Here is a 15,040-nt window from a genome sequence, read left to right as displayed (position 1 = left end):
TCTCCATTTTCAATTAATTAACGAGTGTTTTAGCACTTCTTCGATTCTTTTAACGGGTATTATCTCAAGCCCTTCTTTCACTTCGTCCGGAATGTCGTCCAAATCTCTTTCGTAATTTTTCTGAGGGATAAGCACGGTTTTTATTTTTGCTTTAAAAGCCGCAATAAGTTTTTCTTTAAGCCCTCCTATCGGAAGAACGTCGCCCGTTAGGGTTATTTCCCCCGTCATCGCCACGTCCGCTTTTACTTTTTTGTTCGTAAACAGACTCGCTATTGCGGTGGTCATGGTAATACCTGCGCTCGGACCGTCTTTTGGAATGGCGCCTTCCGGTACGTGGATATGTATGTTGTATTTGGAATATACCGGCTCTTTTGAGCGTTCGGCTACTTTTAATTTTTTACCGTCTATTAAAACTTTAATAAGCGTATATGCTATATGTGCGCTCTCTTTCATAACGTCGCCGAGCTGTCCCGTAAGAATCACCTGGCCCCTTCCCCTGTATTTTACGGCTTCGACTTTAAGGACGTCACCGCCTACCGGTGTCCAGGCAAGGCCGTTTACGACTCCGATTTTGTCTTTTTTATCAATGGTGTCGACTCCGAAATATCCTTTTTCCAAAAACTCTTCAAGGTTTTTAATACTCACCCGAACCTGTTTTTCCCCCTGAATTATTTTTAAAGCGGCTTTTCTCATAATTTTTGCAATTACGCGTCTTAGGTTTCTCACTCCGGCTTCTTTGGTGTATTTGTCTATGATCTCGATTAGCGCCTTGTCGGTTATCACTATTTCGCTTTTTTTAAGCGAGTGTTTTTTCATCTCCTGTGGAATTAGGTATCTTTTTGCAATTTCGAATTTTTCCTGAGGAGTGTAACTTCCCACGAAAATCATCTCCATTCTGTCTTTAAGGGGTGCGGGGATGGTGCTCGGATCGTTCGCCGTCGCAATAAAAAGCACTTTGCTCAAATCGAGGTTGAAATTAAGATACAGATCCCTGAATTCGCTGTTTTGTTCGGGATCTAATATTTCAAGTAAAACGGCTGTGGGATCGCCCCTGTATCTTGAGATTTTATCTATTTCGTCCAAAACCATTACGGGGTTCATCTGTTTTGCGTTTATAAGCCCCTGTGCGATACGCCCCGGCATTGCACCGATGTATGTTCTTATGTGTCCCCTCAGCTCGTTTACGTCTTCGAGTCCCCCGAGGGCTATTCTTACAAGTTCCCTTTCGAGGGATTTTGAAATGGAGTTCGCAAGGGATGTTTTACCCACTCCCGGAGGTCCTACAAAACAGAGTATCGCTCCGTTGAATTCATTGTCCCTGAGTTTCGCAAGTTCTTTAGCGGCGAAATATTCTACGATTCTTTCCTTCGGCTTTTTCAGACCCCAGTGATCCGTATCGAGTCTTTGCTGGAGTTCTTTGATACTGAAATCCTCTTTGGCGTATTTTCCGAAAGGTATCTCAAGCGCCCATTCTATATAATTCTGCGTTGTTGTCGCTTCCGCACTGTCCGGGTGCATTCTTGAGAGCCTGTCTATCTGTTTTTTTATTTCCACATAAGCGTCTTCGGGCATATGGGGTTTGAGCTCTTCCAATTTTTCATAATACTCTTTGATTTCCTCTTCGAGTTCGTTCGTTATACCGAGCTCCTGCTGGATGAGTTTAAGCTGCTGTTTTAAAAGATGCTCCCTGTTCGCTTCCTGGACCTGTTCCATAACTTTTTTTGAAAGTTCGTTTTTAAGTTTTATCGATTCTATCTCTTCGAGAATAAAATGTATTAATTTTATAAGCCTTTCATGCGTGTCCGTCTCTTTGAACAGTTCGTACCCTTTTTCAACGGGCAGTTTGAGCGAGCTTGCTATTATGTCTATGATTCTGTCGGCGTCGGAGTTGTTGTCTATTATTTTTATAAAATCCTTAGGGAAAAATGGACTCAGTTCGCTCAGAGTTATGATGTGTTCTTTAAGGGTTTCAAGAAGGGCGCTTATCTCTTTTTGTTCGGCTTTGGTAAAAGGCTCCACTTTGTCAATAAGGGCGAGGGTGGGGTTTTTATCCGTAATTTCTAGGATTTTTCCTCTTGTAAGCCCCTGAAAAAGGATTTTGACCCTTCCTTCCGGAAGGGTTACCTTTCTTATGATTGTTCCTATGGTTCCGTATGTGCCCGCTTCGTCGTTTACGGAAATGAAAAGCAGGGAATGGTCGTTGATCGCTTTTTGAACGGCTATTATGTCGTTTTTGTTTTCAAGAAAAATAGGTATTATCATAAAAGGGTAAATAAGCTCTTTTTCTTTAAGCACCGGTATGATACTCGGCAGTTCGCTGTAATTTTCTAATGTCATGTCTCTCCTTACTAGTAAAATAATTTTTTATACCATGGAATAACGGGCGGTTTGGAATTTTTCGGAATTTTGGTTTCATAAAGTTTCGAAGCTTTTTCTTTTCCGAGCTTTTTATACAGTTTACTTATTTTATCATCTAAATATCTGTTTGTCAACTCCGTTTTTGCAAGTATCGTGTTTACTTCGGGAGTGTATTTGGACGCGGGAAATTTATATAGATAATTTTTACACTGCGCTATAAGATTCAAGAGCATTTCCTGGTCGGTATACGCATTGTCGTATTTGAAAAATCCGAGTTTTATTTTCTGATATTCAATCCATGGAATTTCGCTTCCGCTTGCGTATCTTTTTTCATATTCGTTAAGGTAAAAAAGTGCGAGGTCATATTCTTCGTTTTGCTGATGGGCAAGAAAAAGCGTGAGAAGATCCGTTTTAATATAAATCGAAGACGGATGTTCCGCTTCGAGCGATAAAAAATCGTCGTCCGCCTGATCAAGGTTCGAATTTTGAATGTCTTCATATATTTTCTGGTGCCATTTAAGGGCGGTGAGGTTTTCGTTGTGTTTTACGTTTTTTGACGCACATCCGAGAAAGAAAACAAGGGGCAGGGTTAAAAGCGCTTTTTTAATCATTCAGTTTCCTTAATTCTTCTTCTACTTTTTGGAATTTTTCTTTAAGTTCGTTTAGTTCGTTTCTGTTTTTTTCGACGACTTCTTTCGGGGCGCGTTCAACGAAATTTTTGTTTGAAAGTTTTTTTTCGAGTTTTTCGATTTCTTTAGCTAATTTTTCTTTCTGTTTCGAAAGCCTTCCTATAAGAGGCGTAATATCGACTTCTTCCTTGCTTACCATCGTTTCGAGGTTGTCGCTGATATCCCTTATTGCGTTCGGGATTTGTGAATTTACGAATTCCACCTCTTTTACTCGGGCGAGTTTTTTTATATATTCTTTTGCAAGTTCCGGAAGGTCCGCCAAAACATAGGCTTTTTTGATTTCTTTCGCACCCGTGAGGGCTTTGATTCTTCTTAGGGACACGATCGCCTCAATAATCAAATCAAAGTCTGCAGGTTTTTCCACTTCTTTAATTTCAGGAAACTCTTTTTGCATAATGGAATTGTCGGCCGCATCGGTAAGCGAGAGTTCCTGATATAAAAATTCCGTAATAAACGGCATAAACGGATGGAGCAGTTTCATAGCCTCTTTATAGATACTTCCGAGTTCCGCAATCGACTCTTTGCTCACTTTGCTGAGCTCAATACCCCAGTCGCAGAAATCCTGCCACAAAAACCTGTAAAGCGTCATGGCCGCGTCGTTAAACCTGTATTCGTCAAGTTCGCGTCTTACGTTTTTAACGGCTTCGTTTAGTTTGTAAAGCATCCATTTGCCGAGTTCGGTTTTGATTTCGGTGTTTTCCAGATCTTCGAATTTATCCCTGTGCATTTTTAAAAATCTGGCGGCGTTATACAGTTTGTTCGTAAAGTTTCTGCTCTCAACCAGCTTGGCTTCGCTTAGTTTTATATCCCTTCCTTGTACGGCGAGTATCGCAAGGGTGAATCTCAGTGCGTCTGCCGAATATTTTTCGATCATTTCGAGCGGATCGATTACGTTTCCTTTGCTTTTGCTCATTTTCTGACCGTGTTCGTCTCTTACGAGGGCGTGGAGATAAACGTCCCTAAACGGCACTTCTTTTAAAAAATGCGTTCCCATCATCATCATTCTCGCAACCCAGAAAAAGAGAATATCAAACCCCGTAATCAATAAATCATTTGGATAAAATCTTTCTAAATCTTCAGGATTCCATTTTTCTCCTTTGCCCCATTCGCCGTTTTCCCATCCGAGCGTTGAGAAAGGCCAGAGGGCCGAGCTGAACCACGTGTCAAGCACGTCAGGGTCCTGATGGAAATTTTTGCTTTTACATTTCGGGCATTCCGTCGGCTCTTCCACACTTGCCCACTCATGTCCGCATTCGTCGCAGTAGTAAACCGGGATCTGATGCCCCCACCAAAGCTGTCTTGAGATACACCAGTCCCTTAGTTCCCTCATCCATGCGTCGTAGTTGTTTTTCCACTGTTTCGGATGAAACTTCACATCTCCTCTGTTTGCGGCTTCAATTGCGGGGATTGCAACTTCCTTTTTCAAAAACCACTGGGTCGAAACATACGGCTCGATTACGCTTTTACATCTGTAGCAGTGTCCGACCTGATGGGTGTGCTCTTCGATTTTTTCGATAAATCCGTTTTCTTCTAATTTTTTGATAATCTCTTCTCTGGCTTCTATTCTGTCTTTTCCTTTAAATTCAAGCGCGTGCTCGTTTAAAATACCTTTTTCGTCGAATACTTTTATAAGTTCGAGGTTGTGCCTGATTCCCACTTCGTAGTCGTTGGGGTCGTGTGCAGGTGTAACTTTTACGCATCCCGTTCCGAATTCCATATCCACGTATTCATCCGCAATAATAGAAATTTCTCTGTTTACGAGCGGAAGTATTACTTTTTTACCTATTAAGTGTTTGTATCTTTCATCTTCCGGGTTTACCATAACGGCAGTATCACCGAAATAAGTTTCCGGTCTTGTGGTGGCGACCACTACAAATTCATCGCTGTTTTTAATAGGGTATTTGATATGCACAAGCTGCCCCTTGTGTGTGTCGTATTCGACTTCTATATCGCTGAGCGCCCCGTCTTTTGGACACCAGTTAACCATATAATTGCCTTTTACGATAAGGCCTTCATCATAAAGCTTTTTAAAAGCGACTCTTACGGCCCTTTGAAGCCCTTCGTCCATCGTAAACCTCTCTCTGGACCATGCAGGTGAAGCACCGAGGTGTCTTAGCTGTTTTGTTATCGTTCCTCCGCTGAATTCCTTCCATTTCCATACTCTTTTTAAAAACTCCTCACGTCCGAGGTCCTCTTTCGTTTTACCTTCGGCCAAAATCTGTTTTTCAACTACGTTTTGCGTTGCAATTCCGGCGTGATCCGTTCCGGGCTGCCAGAGTGTGGCGTATCCGTCCATTCTTTTGTATCTTACCATTATGTCCTGAAGCGTAAACGTAAGTGCATGCCCTATATGGAGGCTTCCCGTTACGTTTGGAGGCGGCATTACTATGCAGAAATTTTTCTTTTTTGAATAATCCACCTCAAAAAAACCTTTGTTTTCCCATAAACTATAAAACTTCTGTTCTATCTCGTGAGGATTGTATTCTTTCATAAAAAAATCCTTTTTTCGTGCAATTATACTATAAATGCAAGAGAGTGGCGAAAGTATTGTCAAAAGAAAAAAGTACGGCGGAGCTTACGGAAAATGCACACCGGTAAAATTATAAAAAATGATTAAAAGTTTTGTTATAATTAGGAATGTTTATTGCTTGAATTTTAAAAAAGGAAGATTATGACTTTCGATGTTGTGCTGCCCGTACTGGGTTTTGAGAATATAAAGAATTTTGAACTGGAAAAAATAGACGACAATTTTTATACGCTGAAAAACGGCGAAACGACTTTTACGCTGATAAATCCTTTTTTAATAAGAAAAGATTACGATTTCGAAATAAGTCAAAAGGAACAGGAACTGCTGAAAATTAAAGAAAACACGAACTTTATGGTATTGAATATTATGATCTTAAATAAACCCTTTATAGAATCGACGGTTAATTTCGCTGCGCCTCTGATATTCAATTTCGATGAAAAAATAATGGGACAGGTGATACTTGAAAAATACGGTTACGGACTGACGGAACCTTTGAAAAATTTTATAAGGCAGTGAAATGGTTTATATAATCGGTTACGGGGCGATGGCGGGGGCCATTGCCGAAGGTTTAAAAGGCGAAACGGAATTTGCGGTTGTAGGCAGGAATACGGAAAAACTTGAAAAATTCGCAAAAAAATACGGCTGTGACGGTTATAAACTCGAAAATTTCGATATTGAAGGAAAAAACATTCTGCTTACGGTAAAACCCTACGCTTTGGAAGAGGTGGCTTCAAAATTAAAAGGAGAAGCCAAAACCCTTATTTCAATCCTTGCGGGAAAAAGCCTTAAGGAACTGAAAAAAATAAAAGCGAAAGCCTATATCAGGGCTATGCCGAACGTGGCTGCGAAATACAAAGCATCAGTAACCGCACTTACGGGGGATGAAGAGGCTAAAAAACTGGCGGTTGAAATTTTTTCGAAAATAGGGCAAACCGTCTGGATGGAAAGCGACGACGAAATAGATATGGCCACCGCACTTATAGGAAGCGGACCGGCATACCTTGCCCTAATTGCGGAAGCGTTCAGCGACGGCGGAGTTTATATCGGGCTTAAAAGGGAAACCGCCGTTAAACTTACAAGGGGGCTTTTTAAAAGTTTTGCGGCGATGGAAGAGGGATTTTCTTCGATAAAAGACTCCGTAATGTCCCCGAAAGGCACGACGGCGGAGGGGATATATTCTTTGGAAGAGGACGGTGTGAGGGGTGAGATTATAAAAGCTGTGAGAAGGACGTATGATAAATCGAAAAAAATATAGAGCTTTCACTCTTTTGGAGCTGCTGATTTCAATAATTATCATCGGAATTATAATGAGCTCTTTTCCCATGATTTTTCAAACAATGACGGGGGCACAGAAGGGGCTTATGAAAGAAGAGGTTTTTTTTGAAGAGTTTTCGCTTTTGTCTCTTGTTAATACAAGGTATTTTGACGAAAACAATACGGTGGGGGAAAATTTTTACAAAGACTTGAACGCCACAAACGGGGCAGAAAGCGGAGATCCCGCTTTACTGAACGAATATGCTTCCAATTATGCCGGAGAGCACAGCAGAATCGGAAAATCTCAGTTTAACAACAACATTTTAAGAAGCGGAAGCTCTTACACCCTTTCCCGCATAGGAAGGGACGGCAGCGGGGAAGTTTTAAGCGATACGTCAACCCTTGACGATATCGACGATTTTAACGGGTATTCCGAATCGTTTCTGGATTACAATATAACCGTAAACGTAAAATATATTGACGACAACGCCACATATTCGGACCAGAACATAACAGATTTCAGGTTTAATTATAACTCGTCCCCTGCGGTGTCGAACATCAAACTTATTACGGTATGGTGTAAAGCCGGGGATACGAATATAACAATAAGATATCCGGCCTCGAATATAGGGGCGAGCAAATTTTTATCTTTAGAGGAAATAAGCAGATGAAAAAATCCTTTACTTTAATCGAACTGCTTTTGGTTATTATGATAATGGGGATTTTGGGTACCATATCCATAGAAATTCTGCAAAACACATATAAAAACTATGTAAAAACGAGAGAACTCAATAAACTTGCTTTAAAAACGGATCTGACTTTGAACATTATCGCCGCCAAACTTCGTAATAGAATTAAAAACAGTGTTATTGCGGTAAAATGCAACACTTCCGACGGAAGCTGTTTAACGTATGCGAATAAAGAATTCATTTCCGTAAACGAAATAAACTCTTCAAACAGCTCCCTCTATCCCGTTTTGGAATGGCTTTATGTTTCTTACTATTCCAAAAGGGGGATGTGGAACGAAAGTGAAAACTACGTACAGCCGGGCTGGAGCGGTTTTGTGGATCTGAAACTGACGCGGCCGTATCCGTCAGGGGATGAATACAACATAACCACGCCGGAGAGTAATTTCACTGTTGTCAATGCGGTGGATCAGGCCTGGATTGACGAATGGAACGTATCCGGAAGCGGCAATGTTTTTAATGATAAGTTCGACGTGCTGGTATTCAGCGGAAGCGACGGGCGGGGGGATTTTGAAGATATAAACAATTCTTACGGATACTACGATACGAATGCGAGCAGGGTTTTTGAAATCAATGCCACGTCCGATACGAATTTGACGGTAAAAGCCATAACGGAGTCCAATTCAACCACCGTATACGAAGGGTATTATATAGTAAGAGGCGCTATGGCGATAGTGCCCGTTTACGACGATAAATACAAAGATTACAATCTGACTTTAAGGTTCAATTATTTTCCTTGGAACGTTTCGGTTAATTCCGACAGAACGTCTGCGGATCCGAATCCGAACCCTCACCAGATGTATATGGAGGGGAATTCGACACTGTTGGCATCCCATGTTACGCAGTTTAAGTTTAAAGAGCAGGGCGGCGTTATGAGGATTTATTTATGTATCACATCCCCCCAGGTGAAACTAAGCGATTATAATCTGACTTTATGTAAAGAAAAGGTGGTGTTTTGAGAAAATCGTTCAGTCTGATTATCACAATTGTTTTTATGGTCGTTATGTCGGTGATAGGTTTTATGATTTTAAAATTTAGCGGGGCTTCCAATACGCATATTTCAAGAAGTTTTATAAATACAAGGGCCGAACTTATGTTAAGAAGCGCCACCGAATACGCAATACTTGCTTTGCAAGGGCATGAGATTAATTCCACAAGTAAGTGCCTTAATAAAATCGATATGAACGATAATCTTTTCGATATAAACATTACGTATCACTATTTCGTAACGGACTGTACGAGCAACCCTTCGATATGGAGCGGCTGTAAATGCAGCGATATAAATACTCCGGACACCAACGGCAGTGTGCTTATTTATGTGACCGTTACTTCCAAAAATCCAAATTTTCATGTAAGAAAAGTCCGTTTTACCCTTCAAAATCCTTAATATATAGGTTATAATTTAATTAACAAACGGTTTATGCCGGTTGTTATTTAAACAGAAAGGAGTAACATGAACGTAACAACAGTTGGCAGAAATGTTGAACTTACCGAAGCTATGAAAGATCACATTTCTAAAGTCGTAAGCGAAGTAGAAAAATATAATCTTGGAATACTGCATTCTATAGTAACTATCGAAAAAGACAAAAGAGATTTTTTTACAGTGGAAATAATAATGAATATACCGGATAAAGGAACGGCGGTAGTACATTATAAAGATAAAGATATGTATGCGGCTCTTGACAAAGCCAAAGACAAACTCGAAAAACTTTTAAGAAGGTATCACGACAAGATAACCGACCATCGTAAAAAAGACAGAATAGAAGAGCTTATCGTAGAAGAAGAACAGGACGAAATAGTCGAAATGCCTCTTGATATCGAAAAACCTCTGAGTATAGAAGAAGCTAAGGAAGAATTTAAAAAATCCGGCCTTTATTTTATGGTATTCAAAGATGAAAAAGGCGAAAAAAGGGTTATTTACAGAAGAAAAGACGGAAAATTAGGATTATATTGATTTTTTTGATAAAATTCCGTCCAAAAAAGGAGACTAAATGAAAAGAACATATCAGCCGAGTAATATAAGAAGAAAAAGAACTCACGGGTTCAGAGCGAGACTGAAGACTAAAAACGGAAGAAAAGTGCTTGCAAGAAGAAGAGCAAAAGGTAGAAAAAGATTAGCGGTTTAAGTAAAAAAGAGATAGAAACCGTTTTTAAAAAAGGAAGGAAAATAAACAGCGAAAACGTGCTTGTTTACTACCTTCCTTTAAACGGACTTAAAGTATCGCCGGTGGTGTCTAAGAGGATATCCAAAAAGGCGGTTGTAAGAAATAAAATAAAAAGAAGAATAAGACATATCGCATACGGTGTCTTCAAACGTGGCGGCTTTGCCGTGGTAGTGAAAAAAAATATTTCGGAAAGCGACTTTGATAAACTTAAAAAAGAGTTTGAAAAAATTAATAATAAAATCGATTGATTTTTATCAGTTATACATAAGTCCCCTGTTAGGGAATAATTGCAGATATTATCCGAGTTGTTCCGAATATACTAAAATAGAATTTGAAAACGATCTGTTTTTTAGGGCTTTGTATAAATCGGGCAAAAGATTTCTGACATGTAACCAGTTGTTTAGAGGCGGTATAGATTTTCCGGTTGTTAAAAAAGAGATGAAATCGGTTTTTTTTATTAAAAAGCCCAATATAAAATACTGGCTTGTTCCGACGGATAAAAAAGACGAATATATGATAATAAAGGTAGATTATGGAAAATAGCGGACAGTTAAGAAGGATTTTGATTGCGACGGTGATTTCATTTGTTTTTTTTGTGGCTTATGACTATTTTGTTCTGACCCCGCAGCAGCAGGCTTCAGAAATTTCAAAACAGACTCCGAAGCAGACGGTGCAAAAGAAAACTTCGAATACACAGATATCCGAAAATAAAAAGACTTTTCAAAATATAAAAACGGTTGCCACTGTTAATTCAAAAAACTTCGAAATAAAAATCGATTCTTTAGGAAGAATATCGAGTTTTAAATTAAAGCAGAATAAATTCAATACGAAAAGCGGGAAACATCTCGAACTTGTAAACAAAAAACTCCCAAAACCTCTCGAAATAAGGTTTGAAGATCAGGAAATAAACAAACTTGCGTTTTCGGTGCCGGTAAAAGCCGATAAAAATGTCATAACACTTTCAGATACGCCTCAGACGTTGACAATCACCCAAAACCTTAAAAAATTGATTCTGAGTAAAAAAATCACTTTTTATCCGGACGGGCACTATAACGTTAAAATCAGCGTTTCCAAACCCGCCGTATATTACGTTTCTCCCGGATACAGACCCGATGTGGCGGTTGACAAACTCACCATTCACGGTCTTGTGGTTAAAAAAAACGACGGTACGCTTACAATAGTCGAAGATTCGGATGCTAAAAACGAAACGGTGGAAAATGCCATATTCGCCGCTGCGTTTGACAGATACTACACTACGCTTTTGTTTTCGAAAAAACCTTTTACGGTCGTTATAGCGCCGGATAAGGAAGAAAATCCGGTGGCGTATATAAAGGCTGTCGGTAATGAGGAGTTAACCGGGTATATAGGTCCTAAATTCGTGGACACGCTCGCTTCGATAGATAAAGAGCTTGTGGATGTGGTTCAGTACGGTGTGGGTACTTTTTTTGCTAAAAACCTGTTCTTTTTACTTGACTGGTTTTATAAATTAGTCGGAAACTGGGGTATAGCAATCATACTTTTAGTTATCTTGGTAAGACTTGTATTATTCCCTCTTACATACAAGGGAATGGTGAGTATGTACAAATTAAAAGAGCTTGCCCCGAAAATGAAAGAAATCCAGCAGAAATACAAAAAAGATCCTCAAAAGCTCCAGATGCATATGATGAAACTTTATAAAGAGCACGGGGCGAACCCTCTTGGCGGATGTCTGCCTCTGGTATTGCAAATACCGGTGTTTTACGGAATTTACAAACTTTTATTATATGCAATTGAACTTAAAGGCGCTTCGTTTTTATGGATACACGATTTAAGCGTGATGGATCCTTATTTTATACTTCCAGTGCTTATGGGTGTGAGTATGTATATTCATCAAAAACTTACGCCTACGAATTTTCAGGATCCTATGCAGGAGAAAATTTTCAAATTTCTGCCTCTTATTTTTACGTTTATGATGGCTACTTTCCCTGCGGGACTTGTGCTTTATTGGACGACAAACAATATCCTTTCTATAGCGCAGCAGTGGATGATTAATAAAATTATGGCTTCAAAGGTTAAAAAATGAGAATTGAAGCTAAAACGTTGGAAGAGGCTTATTATGAAGCTGCTAAAAAACTAAACTGTTCCGTAACGGATCTTGAAGTAACCATTATACAGTATCCGAGCAGGGGGCTTTTCGGCCTTTTCGCGAAAAATGCCGTTATAGAGGTAAAAGAGGATATACAAAGGGATATAGAAGACGTAATACCGTCTATAAAGGAAGGGCTTAAAAAGCTTTTTTCAAAATCGTGTTTCGAACTTGATACGTTTGTCGTTGAAAAATATGACGAAGAAACGGTGTATATTAAGATTGACGGTAAAGACGCCGCACTGCTTATAGGAAAAGAAGGGTACAGATACAACGCCCTTAATTTTATGCTTTACAGCTGGATTAATCAGAAATACGGTTTTAAAGTAAGGCTTGAAATCGCCGAGTTTTTGAAAACCCAGGAGGAAATGCTAAGAAGTTTTTTGGCTCCTTTTATAGAACGGGTAAAAGAAAAAGGTTACGGCAAAACCAAGCCTTTCGACGGTATTTTAGCTTTTATCGCTCTGGAAATTTTAAGAGAGGAATTTCCGGACAGATATGTGGCCATAAAAGACAGAAACGGAGAGAAATTTGTAGTTATAGGCGAAAGACATGGACACGATAGCGGCAATATCCACACCTAACGGTGTGGGTGCGATTTCGATTGTGCGTCTTTCGGGCGCCGACGCTTACGAGACAGCTAAAAAACTGACGAAAAAAGATCTTCATCCCAGAACCGCAACCCTTTCAAAACTGTATGATAAAAACGGCGAACTTATAGATATAGGAATTGTAATCTATTTTAAAGCCCCGAACTCCTTTACGGGCGAAGATATAGTGGAGTTTCAGTGTCACGGGGGTGTTGCAGTCAGCAGAATCGTGCTTGAAACACTTCTTGATTACGGTGCGAGGACGGCACTGCCGGGGGAATTTACTAAAAGGGCCTTTTTAAACGGAAAAATCGATGCATCTCAGGCGGAGGCGATAGCAAAACTGATAGAAACACGCTCACGTGAAGGGGCGAAACTTCTTTCACGCCAGCTTGAAGGCGATCTCGGGAAATTCGTTGATGAAGTAAGGGAAAAACTGATAGAAATAATGGCTTATACCGAAGTGTTTATAGATTATGCTGAAGAGGATTTGCCCGAAACCCTCGGATACGAAATAGAAGAGAGGCTTAAAAAAATAGAATCCCTTCTTAACCATACTCTTGATGTAAGCAAAAGAAGGGAAGGTATGCTTAAAGGGTATAAAATCGCCATTATCGGAAAGCCTAATGTCGGTAAAAGCTCTATTTTAAACGCTCTTTTGAACAGACAAAGGGCGATTGTAAGCGATATAGCCGGTACAACAAGGGACACCATCGAAGAAGACATTCAAATCGGCTCTCATTTAATAAGGATAATTGATACGGCGGGTATAAGGGCGGCTAAGGACGAAATAGAAAAAATAGGGGTTGAGAGAAGCAAAGAAGCCATAAAAGAAGCCGATATCGTCCTTTGTGTATTCGACGCATCCGAATTTACCGAAGAAGACAAGGAAATACTCGATATTATAAAAAACTCCGATAAAGACGTAATTATCGTAATTAACAAAACGGACAAGGGTATAAATATTGATTTGGAAGATTTCAAGGGTTATCCGATTGTTAAAATTTCCGCAAAAGAAGACATTTCACCCCTTATAGAGAGTCTAAAAAACATATTAGATTCATATACAAGCGAAGACGAGCATATTTTAATTTCCACCCGCCAGATAAAAGCCGTCGAAAAAGCTCTGAATGCCATTAACGAATCAAAAGAGTTTTTAATAACGGGCGAGCTTGAACTTTTCAGCTACCAGATTCAGGACGCCATAAAGGCAATCAGTGAAATTACAAGACCTTTTGAGTATGACGAAATGCTTGATAAAATGTTCGGAAGTTTCTGTGTGGGGAAATAGGCTTATTTAGTCCGGTTTTATATTTTTATTAAAAACATTTGACAATTTTTGTTTTATGATTTAAAATATAAAAAAATATTAAAGGATATTAAAATGAGTATGATATCTTTTTATACACAGCTCGAAGAAGAAAATAAAATTAAATTAGACAGACTGTCATCCTTAAAAGGGCTTAAAAAAAATTTTATTATAAACGAAGCTTTAAAAATGTATTTTGATACACTGCAGGAAATACCGGAAGAATATATTATAAAACCGATATATGTAAACGAAAAAGAATTTGAAAGAATCAAAAATTTAGAAGTTAAACCTACTGAAAGTTTAAAAAGACTTTTGAATGATTAAAATTGAAAAATTATCAAAAGTCCATAATAAAGAAAGTTTTGATTGCGGAGACGAATTTTTAAATTTATTTTTGAAAAGGTATGCTTATCAAAACCAGAAAAGATATTTAGTCGGAATTACTTATGTGATTTCCGATATAAACAACGATATACTCGCCTATATTACTTTGAGTGTTTCTTCAATACAGAAAAATTCAATAGATAAAAACAAACCTTATGAGGAACTGCCGGTTCTTTTAATAGCAAGACTTGCAGTGGACAATAAGTATCGGAAACAGAGATTTGGTGAAGAGCTTTTGAAATTTGCAATTAATAAAGCTTTGGAACTCGCGGATAATTTAGGCTGTGTGGGAATAGTGGTCGACAGCAAACCGAAAGCGGTAGATTTTTATAAAAAATACGGATTTGAAGAAATAAAAACCGATACAAAAACCTTTCTCACTAAAATGTTTTTACCGATTAAAACTCTTAAAAAACTAAAAAAATAATTTAAAAGTTTAGAATATTTTAATTAATAATTTTGTATAATTTTATCTACACCTTCGAAAAATTCGCAGATATCTGTGTTTAGTTCTTTAGCAATTTTAGCGAGTTGAGTTATATTAAAGTGTTTTTTATTTTTATAGATTTCTCCAAGAGATATAACGCTTACGGATTTATATCCAAGATTAAGGGCTAATTCAAGCTAGGACAATCCTCTTTTTTCTCTTATTTTTTTAACATTTGAAGAAATTATTTTATAAAACTAATTAATATCATTACTTATATACATCTTAGGGGATAATTATTTCAATAATACCAATCCACATAAATAATACAACATTAGTACCTTTTTTCACTAATCACCTTTTTTCACCGAAATATCGTAAAGTGAAAGAGGGTGAACCTACCCAACCAACCATAGGTGAAAAAGGGTGAAAGACGTAAGGTTTGTTTTGTGTTTTGGTATAA

Annotated in this window: 17 protein-coding genes; 14 read left to right on the top strand and 3 right to left on the bottom strand. The window is 38.6% G+C overall.

Going from position 1 to position 15,040, the window contains the following annotated elements:
• Positions 1–9: 9 nt before the first annotated feature.
• The 3 genes from lon to ACXJIE_RS06855 are packed head-to-tail and all read right to left on the bottom strand — an operon-like array spanning position 10 to position 5,538.
• Positions 10–2,337: an endopeptidase La gene (gene lon / locus ACXJIE_RS06865; RefSeq protein WP_456480225.1), complete on the bottom strand. Its 2,328-nt coding sequence runs from the start codon at positions 2,335–2,337 to the stop codon at positions 10–12.
• A gap of 11 nt (positions 2,338–2,348) precedes the next feature.
• Positions 2,349–2,969 (bottom strand): outer membrane protein assembly factor BamD, encoded by a 621-nt coding sequence (bamD, locus tag ACXJIE_RS06860; protein WP_456480224.1) that lies wholly within the window; start codon positions 2,967–2,969, stop codon positions 2,349–2,351.
• Positions 2,962–5,538 (bottom strand): valine--tRNA ligase, encoded by a 2,577-nt coding sequence (locus tag ACXJIE_RS06855; RefSeq protein WP_456480223.1) that lies wholly within the window; start codon positions 5,536–5,538, stop codon positions 2,962–2,964. Before ACXJIE_RS06855 ends, bamD begins: the two co-directional genes overlap by 8 nt.
• Before the next feature lie 180 nt (positions 5,539–5,718).
• On the opposite strand from ACXJIE_RS06855, the gene fliW reads away from it, so the two are divergent.
• From fliW to ACXJIE_RS06785, 14 genes are all read left to right on the top strand, one after another.
• Positions 5,719–6,090, top strand: a complete 372-nt coding sequence (fliW, locus tag ACXJIE_RS06850) for a flagellar assembly protein FliW (protein ID WP_456480222.1) — start codon at positions 5,719–5,721, stop codon at positions 6,088–6,090.
• A 1-nt stretch (position 6,091) separates the two neighbouring features.
• Positions 6,092–6,829 (top strand): pyrroline-5-carboxylate reductase, encoded by a 738-nt coding sequence (locus ACXJIE_RS06845; protein ID WP_456480221.1) that lies wholly within the window; start codon positions 6,092–6,094, stop codon positions 6,827–6,829.
• On the top strand, positions 6,807–7,499 hold the full coding sequence (locus ACXJIE_RS06840; RefSeq protein ID WP_456480220.1) for a prepilin-type N-terminal cleavage/methylation domain-containing protein: 693 nt from the start codon (positions 6,807–6,809) through the stop codon (positions 7,497–7,499). The genes ACXJIE_RS06845 and ACXJIE_RS06840 overlap by 23 nt, the downstream gene beginning before the upstream one ends.
• On the top strand, positions 7,496–8,533 hold the full coding sequence (locus tag ACXJIE_RS06835) for a prepilin-type N-terminal cleavage/methylation domain-containing protein (RefSeq protein WP_456480219.1): 1,038 nt from the start codon (positions 7,496–7,498) through the stop codon (positions 8,531–8,533). The genes ACXJIE_RS06840 and ACXJIE_RS06835 overlap by 4 nt, the downstream gene beginning before the upstream one ends.
• Positions 8,530–8,961, top strand: coding sequence for a hypothetical protein (locus ACXJIE_RS06830; protein ID WP_456480218.1), 432 nt, complete (start codon positions 8,530–8,532; stop codon positions 8,959–8,961). The genes ACXJIE_RS06835 and ACXJIE_RS06830 overlap by 4 nt, the downstream gene beginning before the upstream one ends.
• A gap of 66 nt (positions 8,962–9,027) precedes the next feature.
• Entirely contained in the window at positions 9,028–9,528 is a 501-nt protein-coding gene (gene hpf / locus ACXJIE_RS06825) for a ribosome hibernation-promoting factor, HPF/YfiA family (protein WP_456480217.1), read from the top strand.
• 37 nt (positions 9,529–9,565) lie between these two features.
• Positions 9,566–9,700, top strand: coding sequence for a 50S ribosomal protein L34 (rpmH, locus tag ACXJIE_RS06820; RefSeq protein ID WP_456480216.1), 135 nt, complete (start codon positions 9,566–9,568; stop codon positions 9,698–9,700).
• Between the two features lie 56 nt (positions 9,701–9,756).
• Positions 9,757–9,987 (top strand): ribonuclease P protein component, encoded by a 231-nt coding sequence (gene rnpA / locus ACXJIE_RS06815; RefSeq protein ID WP_456480215.1) that lies wholly within the window; start codon positions 9,757–9,759, stop codon positions 9,985–9,987.
• Complete coding sequence (gene yidD / locus ACXJIE_RS06810) at positions 9,959–10,282, top strand: membrane protein insertion efficiency factor YidD (protein ID WP_456480214.1); 324 nt, start codon at positions 9,959–9,961, stop codon at positions 10,280–10,282. The genes rnpA and yidD overlap by 29 nt, the downstream gene beginning before the upstream one ends.
• Positions 10,272–11,801, top strand: coding sequence for a membrane protein insertase YidC (gene yidC / locus ACXJIE_RS06805; protein WP_456480213.1), 1,530 nt, complete (start codon positions 10,272–10,274; stop codon positions 11,799–11,801). Before yidD ends, yidC begins: the two co-directional genes overlap by 11 nt.
• The gene (locus tag ACXJIE_RS06800; RefSeq protein WP_456480212.1) at positions 11,798–12,448 is read left to right on the top strand and encodes a Jag N-terminal domain-containing protein; all 651 of its coding nucleotides are present in this window, start codon (positions 11,798–11,800) and stop codon (positions 12,446–12,448) included. Before yidC ends, ACXJIE_RS06800 begins: the two co-directional genes overlap by 4 nt.
• Positions 12,417–13,745, top strand: a complete 1,329-nt coding sequence (gene mnmE, locus ACXJIE_RS06795; protein ID WP_456480211.1) for a tRNA uridine-5-carboxymethylaminomethyl(34) synthesis GTPase MnmE — start codon at positions 12,417–12,419, stop codon at positions 13,743–13,745. Before ACXJIE_RS06800 ends, mnmE begins: the two co-directional genes overlap by 32 nt.
• A gap of 93 nt (positions 13,746–13,838) precedes the next feature.
• Positions 13,839–14,090, top strand: a complete 252-nt coding sequence (locus ACXJIE_RS06790; protein ID WP_456480210.1) for a hypothetical protein — start codon at positions 13,839–13,841, stop codon at positions 14,088–14,090.
• Positions 14,083–14,577: a GNAT family N-acetyltransferase gene (locus ACXJIE_RS06785; protein ID WP_456480209.1), complete on the top strand. Its 495-nt coding sequence runs from the start codon at positions 14,083–14,085 to the stop codon at positions 14,575–14,577. The genes ACXJIE_RS06790 and ACXJIE_RS06785 overlap by 8 nt, the downstream gene beginning before the upstream one ends.
• Positions 14,578–15,040: the final 463 nt, after the last annotated feature.

The sequence above is a fragment of the Nautilia sp. genome, from assembly GCF_053994455.1.
Note: the sequence above shows the minus strand (reverse complement) of the source record. Positions and strands in the feature narration are given on the sequence as shown.

Excerpts from the sequence above, each read along its gene's own strand:
- rpmH (WP_456480216.1), top strand. The coding sequence starts at position 9,566 with ATGAAAAGAACATATCAGCCGAGTAATATAAGAAGAAAAAGAACTCAC.
- hpf (WP_456480217.1), top strand. The coding sequence starts at position 9,028 with ATGAACGTAACAACAGTTGGCAGAAATGTTGAACTTACCGAAGCTATG.
- ACXJIE_RS06840 (WP_456480220.1), top strand. The coding sequence starts at position 6,807 with ATGATAAATCGAAAAAAATATAGAGCTTTCACTCTTTTGGAGCTGCTG.
- ACXJIE_RS06800 (WP_456480212.1), top strand. The coding sequence starts at position 11,798 with ATGAGAATTGAAGCTAAAACGTTGGAAGAGGCTTATTATGAAGCTGCT.
- mnmE (WP_456480211.1), top strand. The coding sequence starts at position 12,417 with ATGGACACGATAGCGGCAATATCCACACCTAACGGTGTGGGTGCGATT.
- ACXJIE_RS06835 (WP_456480219.1), top strand. The coding sequence starts at position 7,496 with ATGAAAAAATCCTTTACTTTAATCGAACTGCTTTTGGTTATTATGATA.
- fliW (WP_456480222.1), top strand. The coding sequence starts at position 5,719 with ATGACTTTCGATGTTGTGCTGCCCGTACTGGGTTTTGAGAATATAAAG.
- ACXJIE_RS06855 (WP_456480223.1), bottom strand. The coding sequence starts at position 5,538 with ATGAAAGAATACAATCCTCACGAGATAGAACAGAAGTTTTATAGTTTA.
- bamD (WP_456480224.1), bottom strand. The coding sequence starts at position 2,969 with ATGATTAAAAAAGCGCTTTTAACCCTGCCCCTTGTTTTCTTTCTCGGA.
- ACXJIE_RS06790 (WP_456480210.1), top strand. The coding sequence starts at position 13,839 with ATGAGTATGATATCTTTTTATACACAGCTCGAAGAAGAAAATAAAATT.
- yidC (WP_456480213.1), top strand. The coding sequence starts at position 10,272 with ATGGAAAATAGCGGACAGTTAAGAAGGATTTTGATTGCGACGGTGATT.
- ACXJIE_RS06845 (WP_456480221.1), top strand. The coding sequence starts at position 6,092 with ATGGTTTATATAATCGGTTACGGGGCGATGGCGGGGGCCATTGCCGAA.
- ACXJIE_RS06785 (WP_456480209.1), top strand. The coding sequence starts at position 14,083 with ATGATTAAAATTGAAAAATTATCAAAAGTCCATAATAAAGAAAGTTTT.
- lon (WP_456480225.1), bottom strand. The coding sequence starts at position 2,337 with ATGACATTAGAAAATTACAGCGAACTGCCGAGTATCATACCGGTGCTT.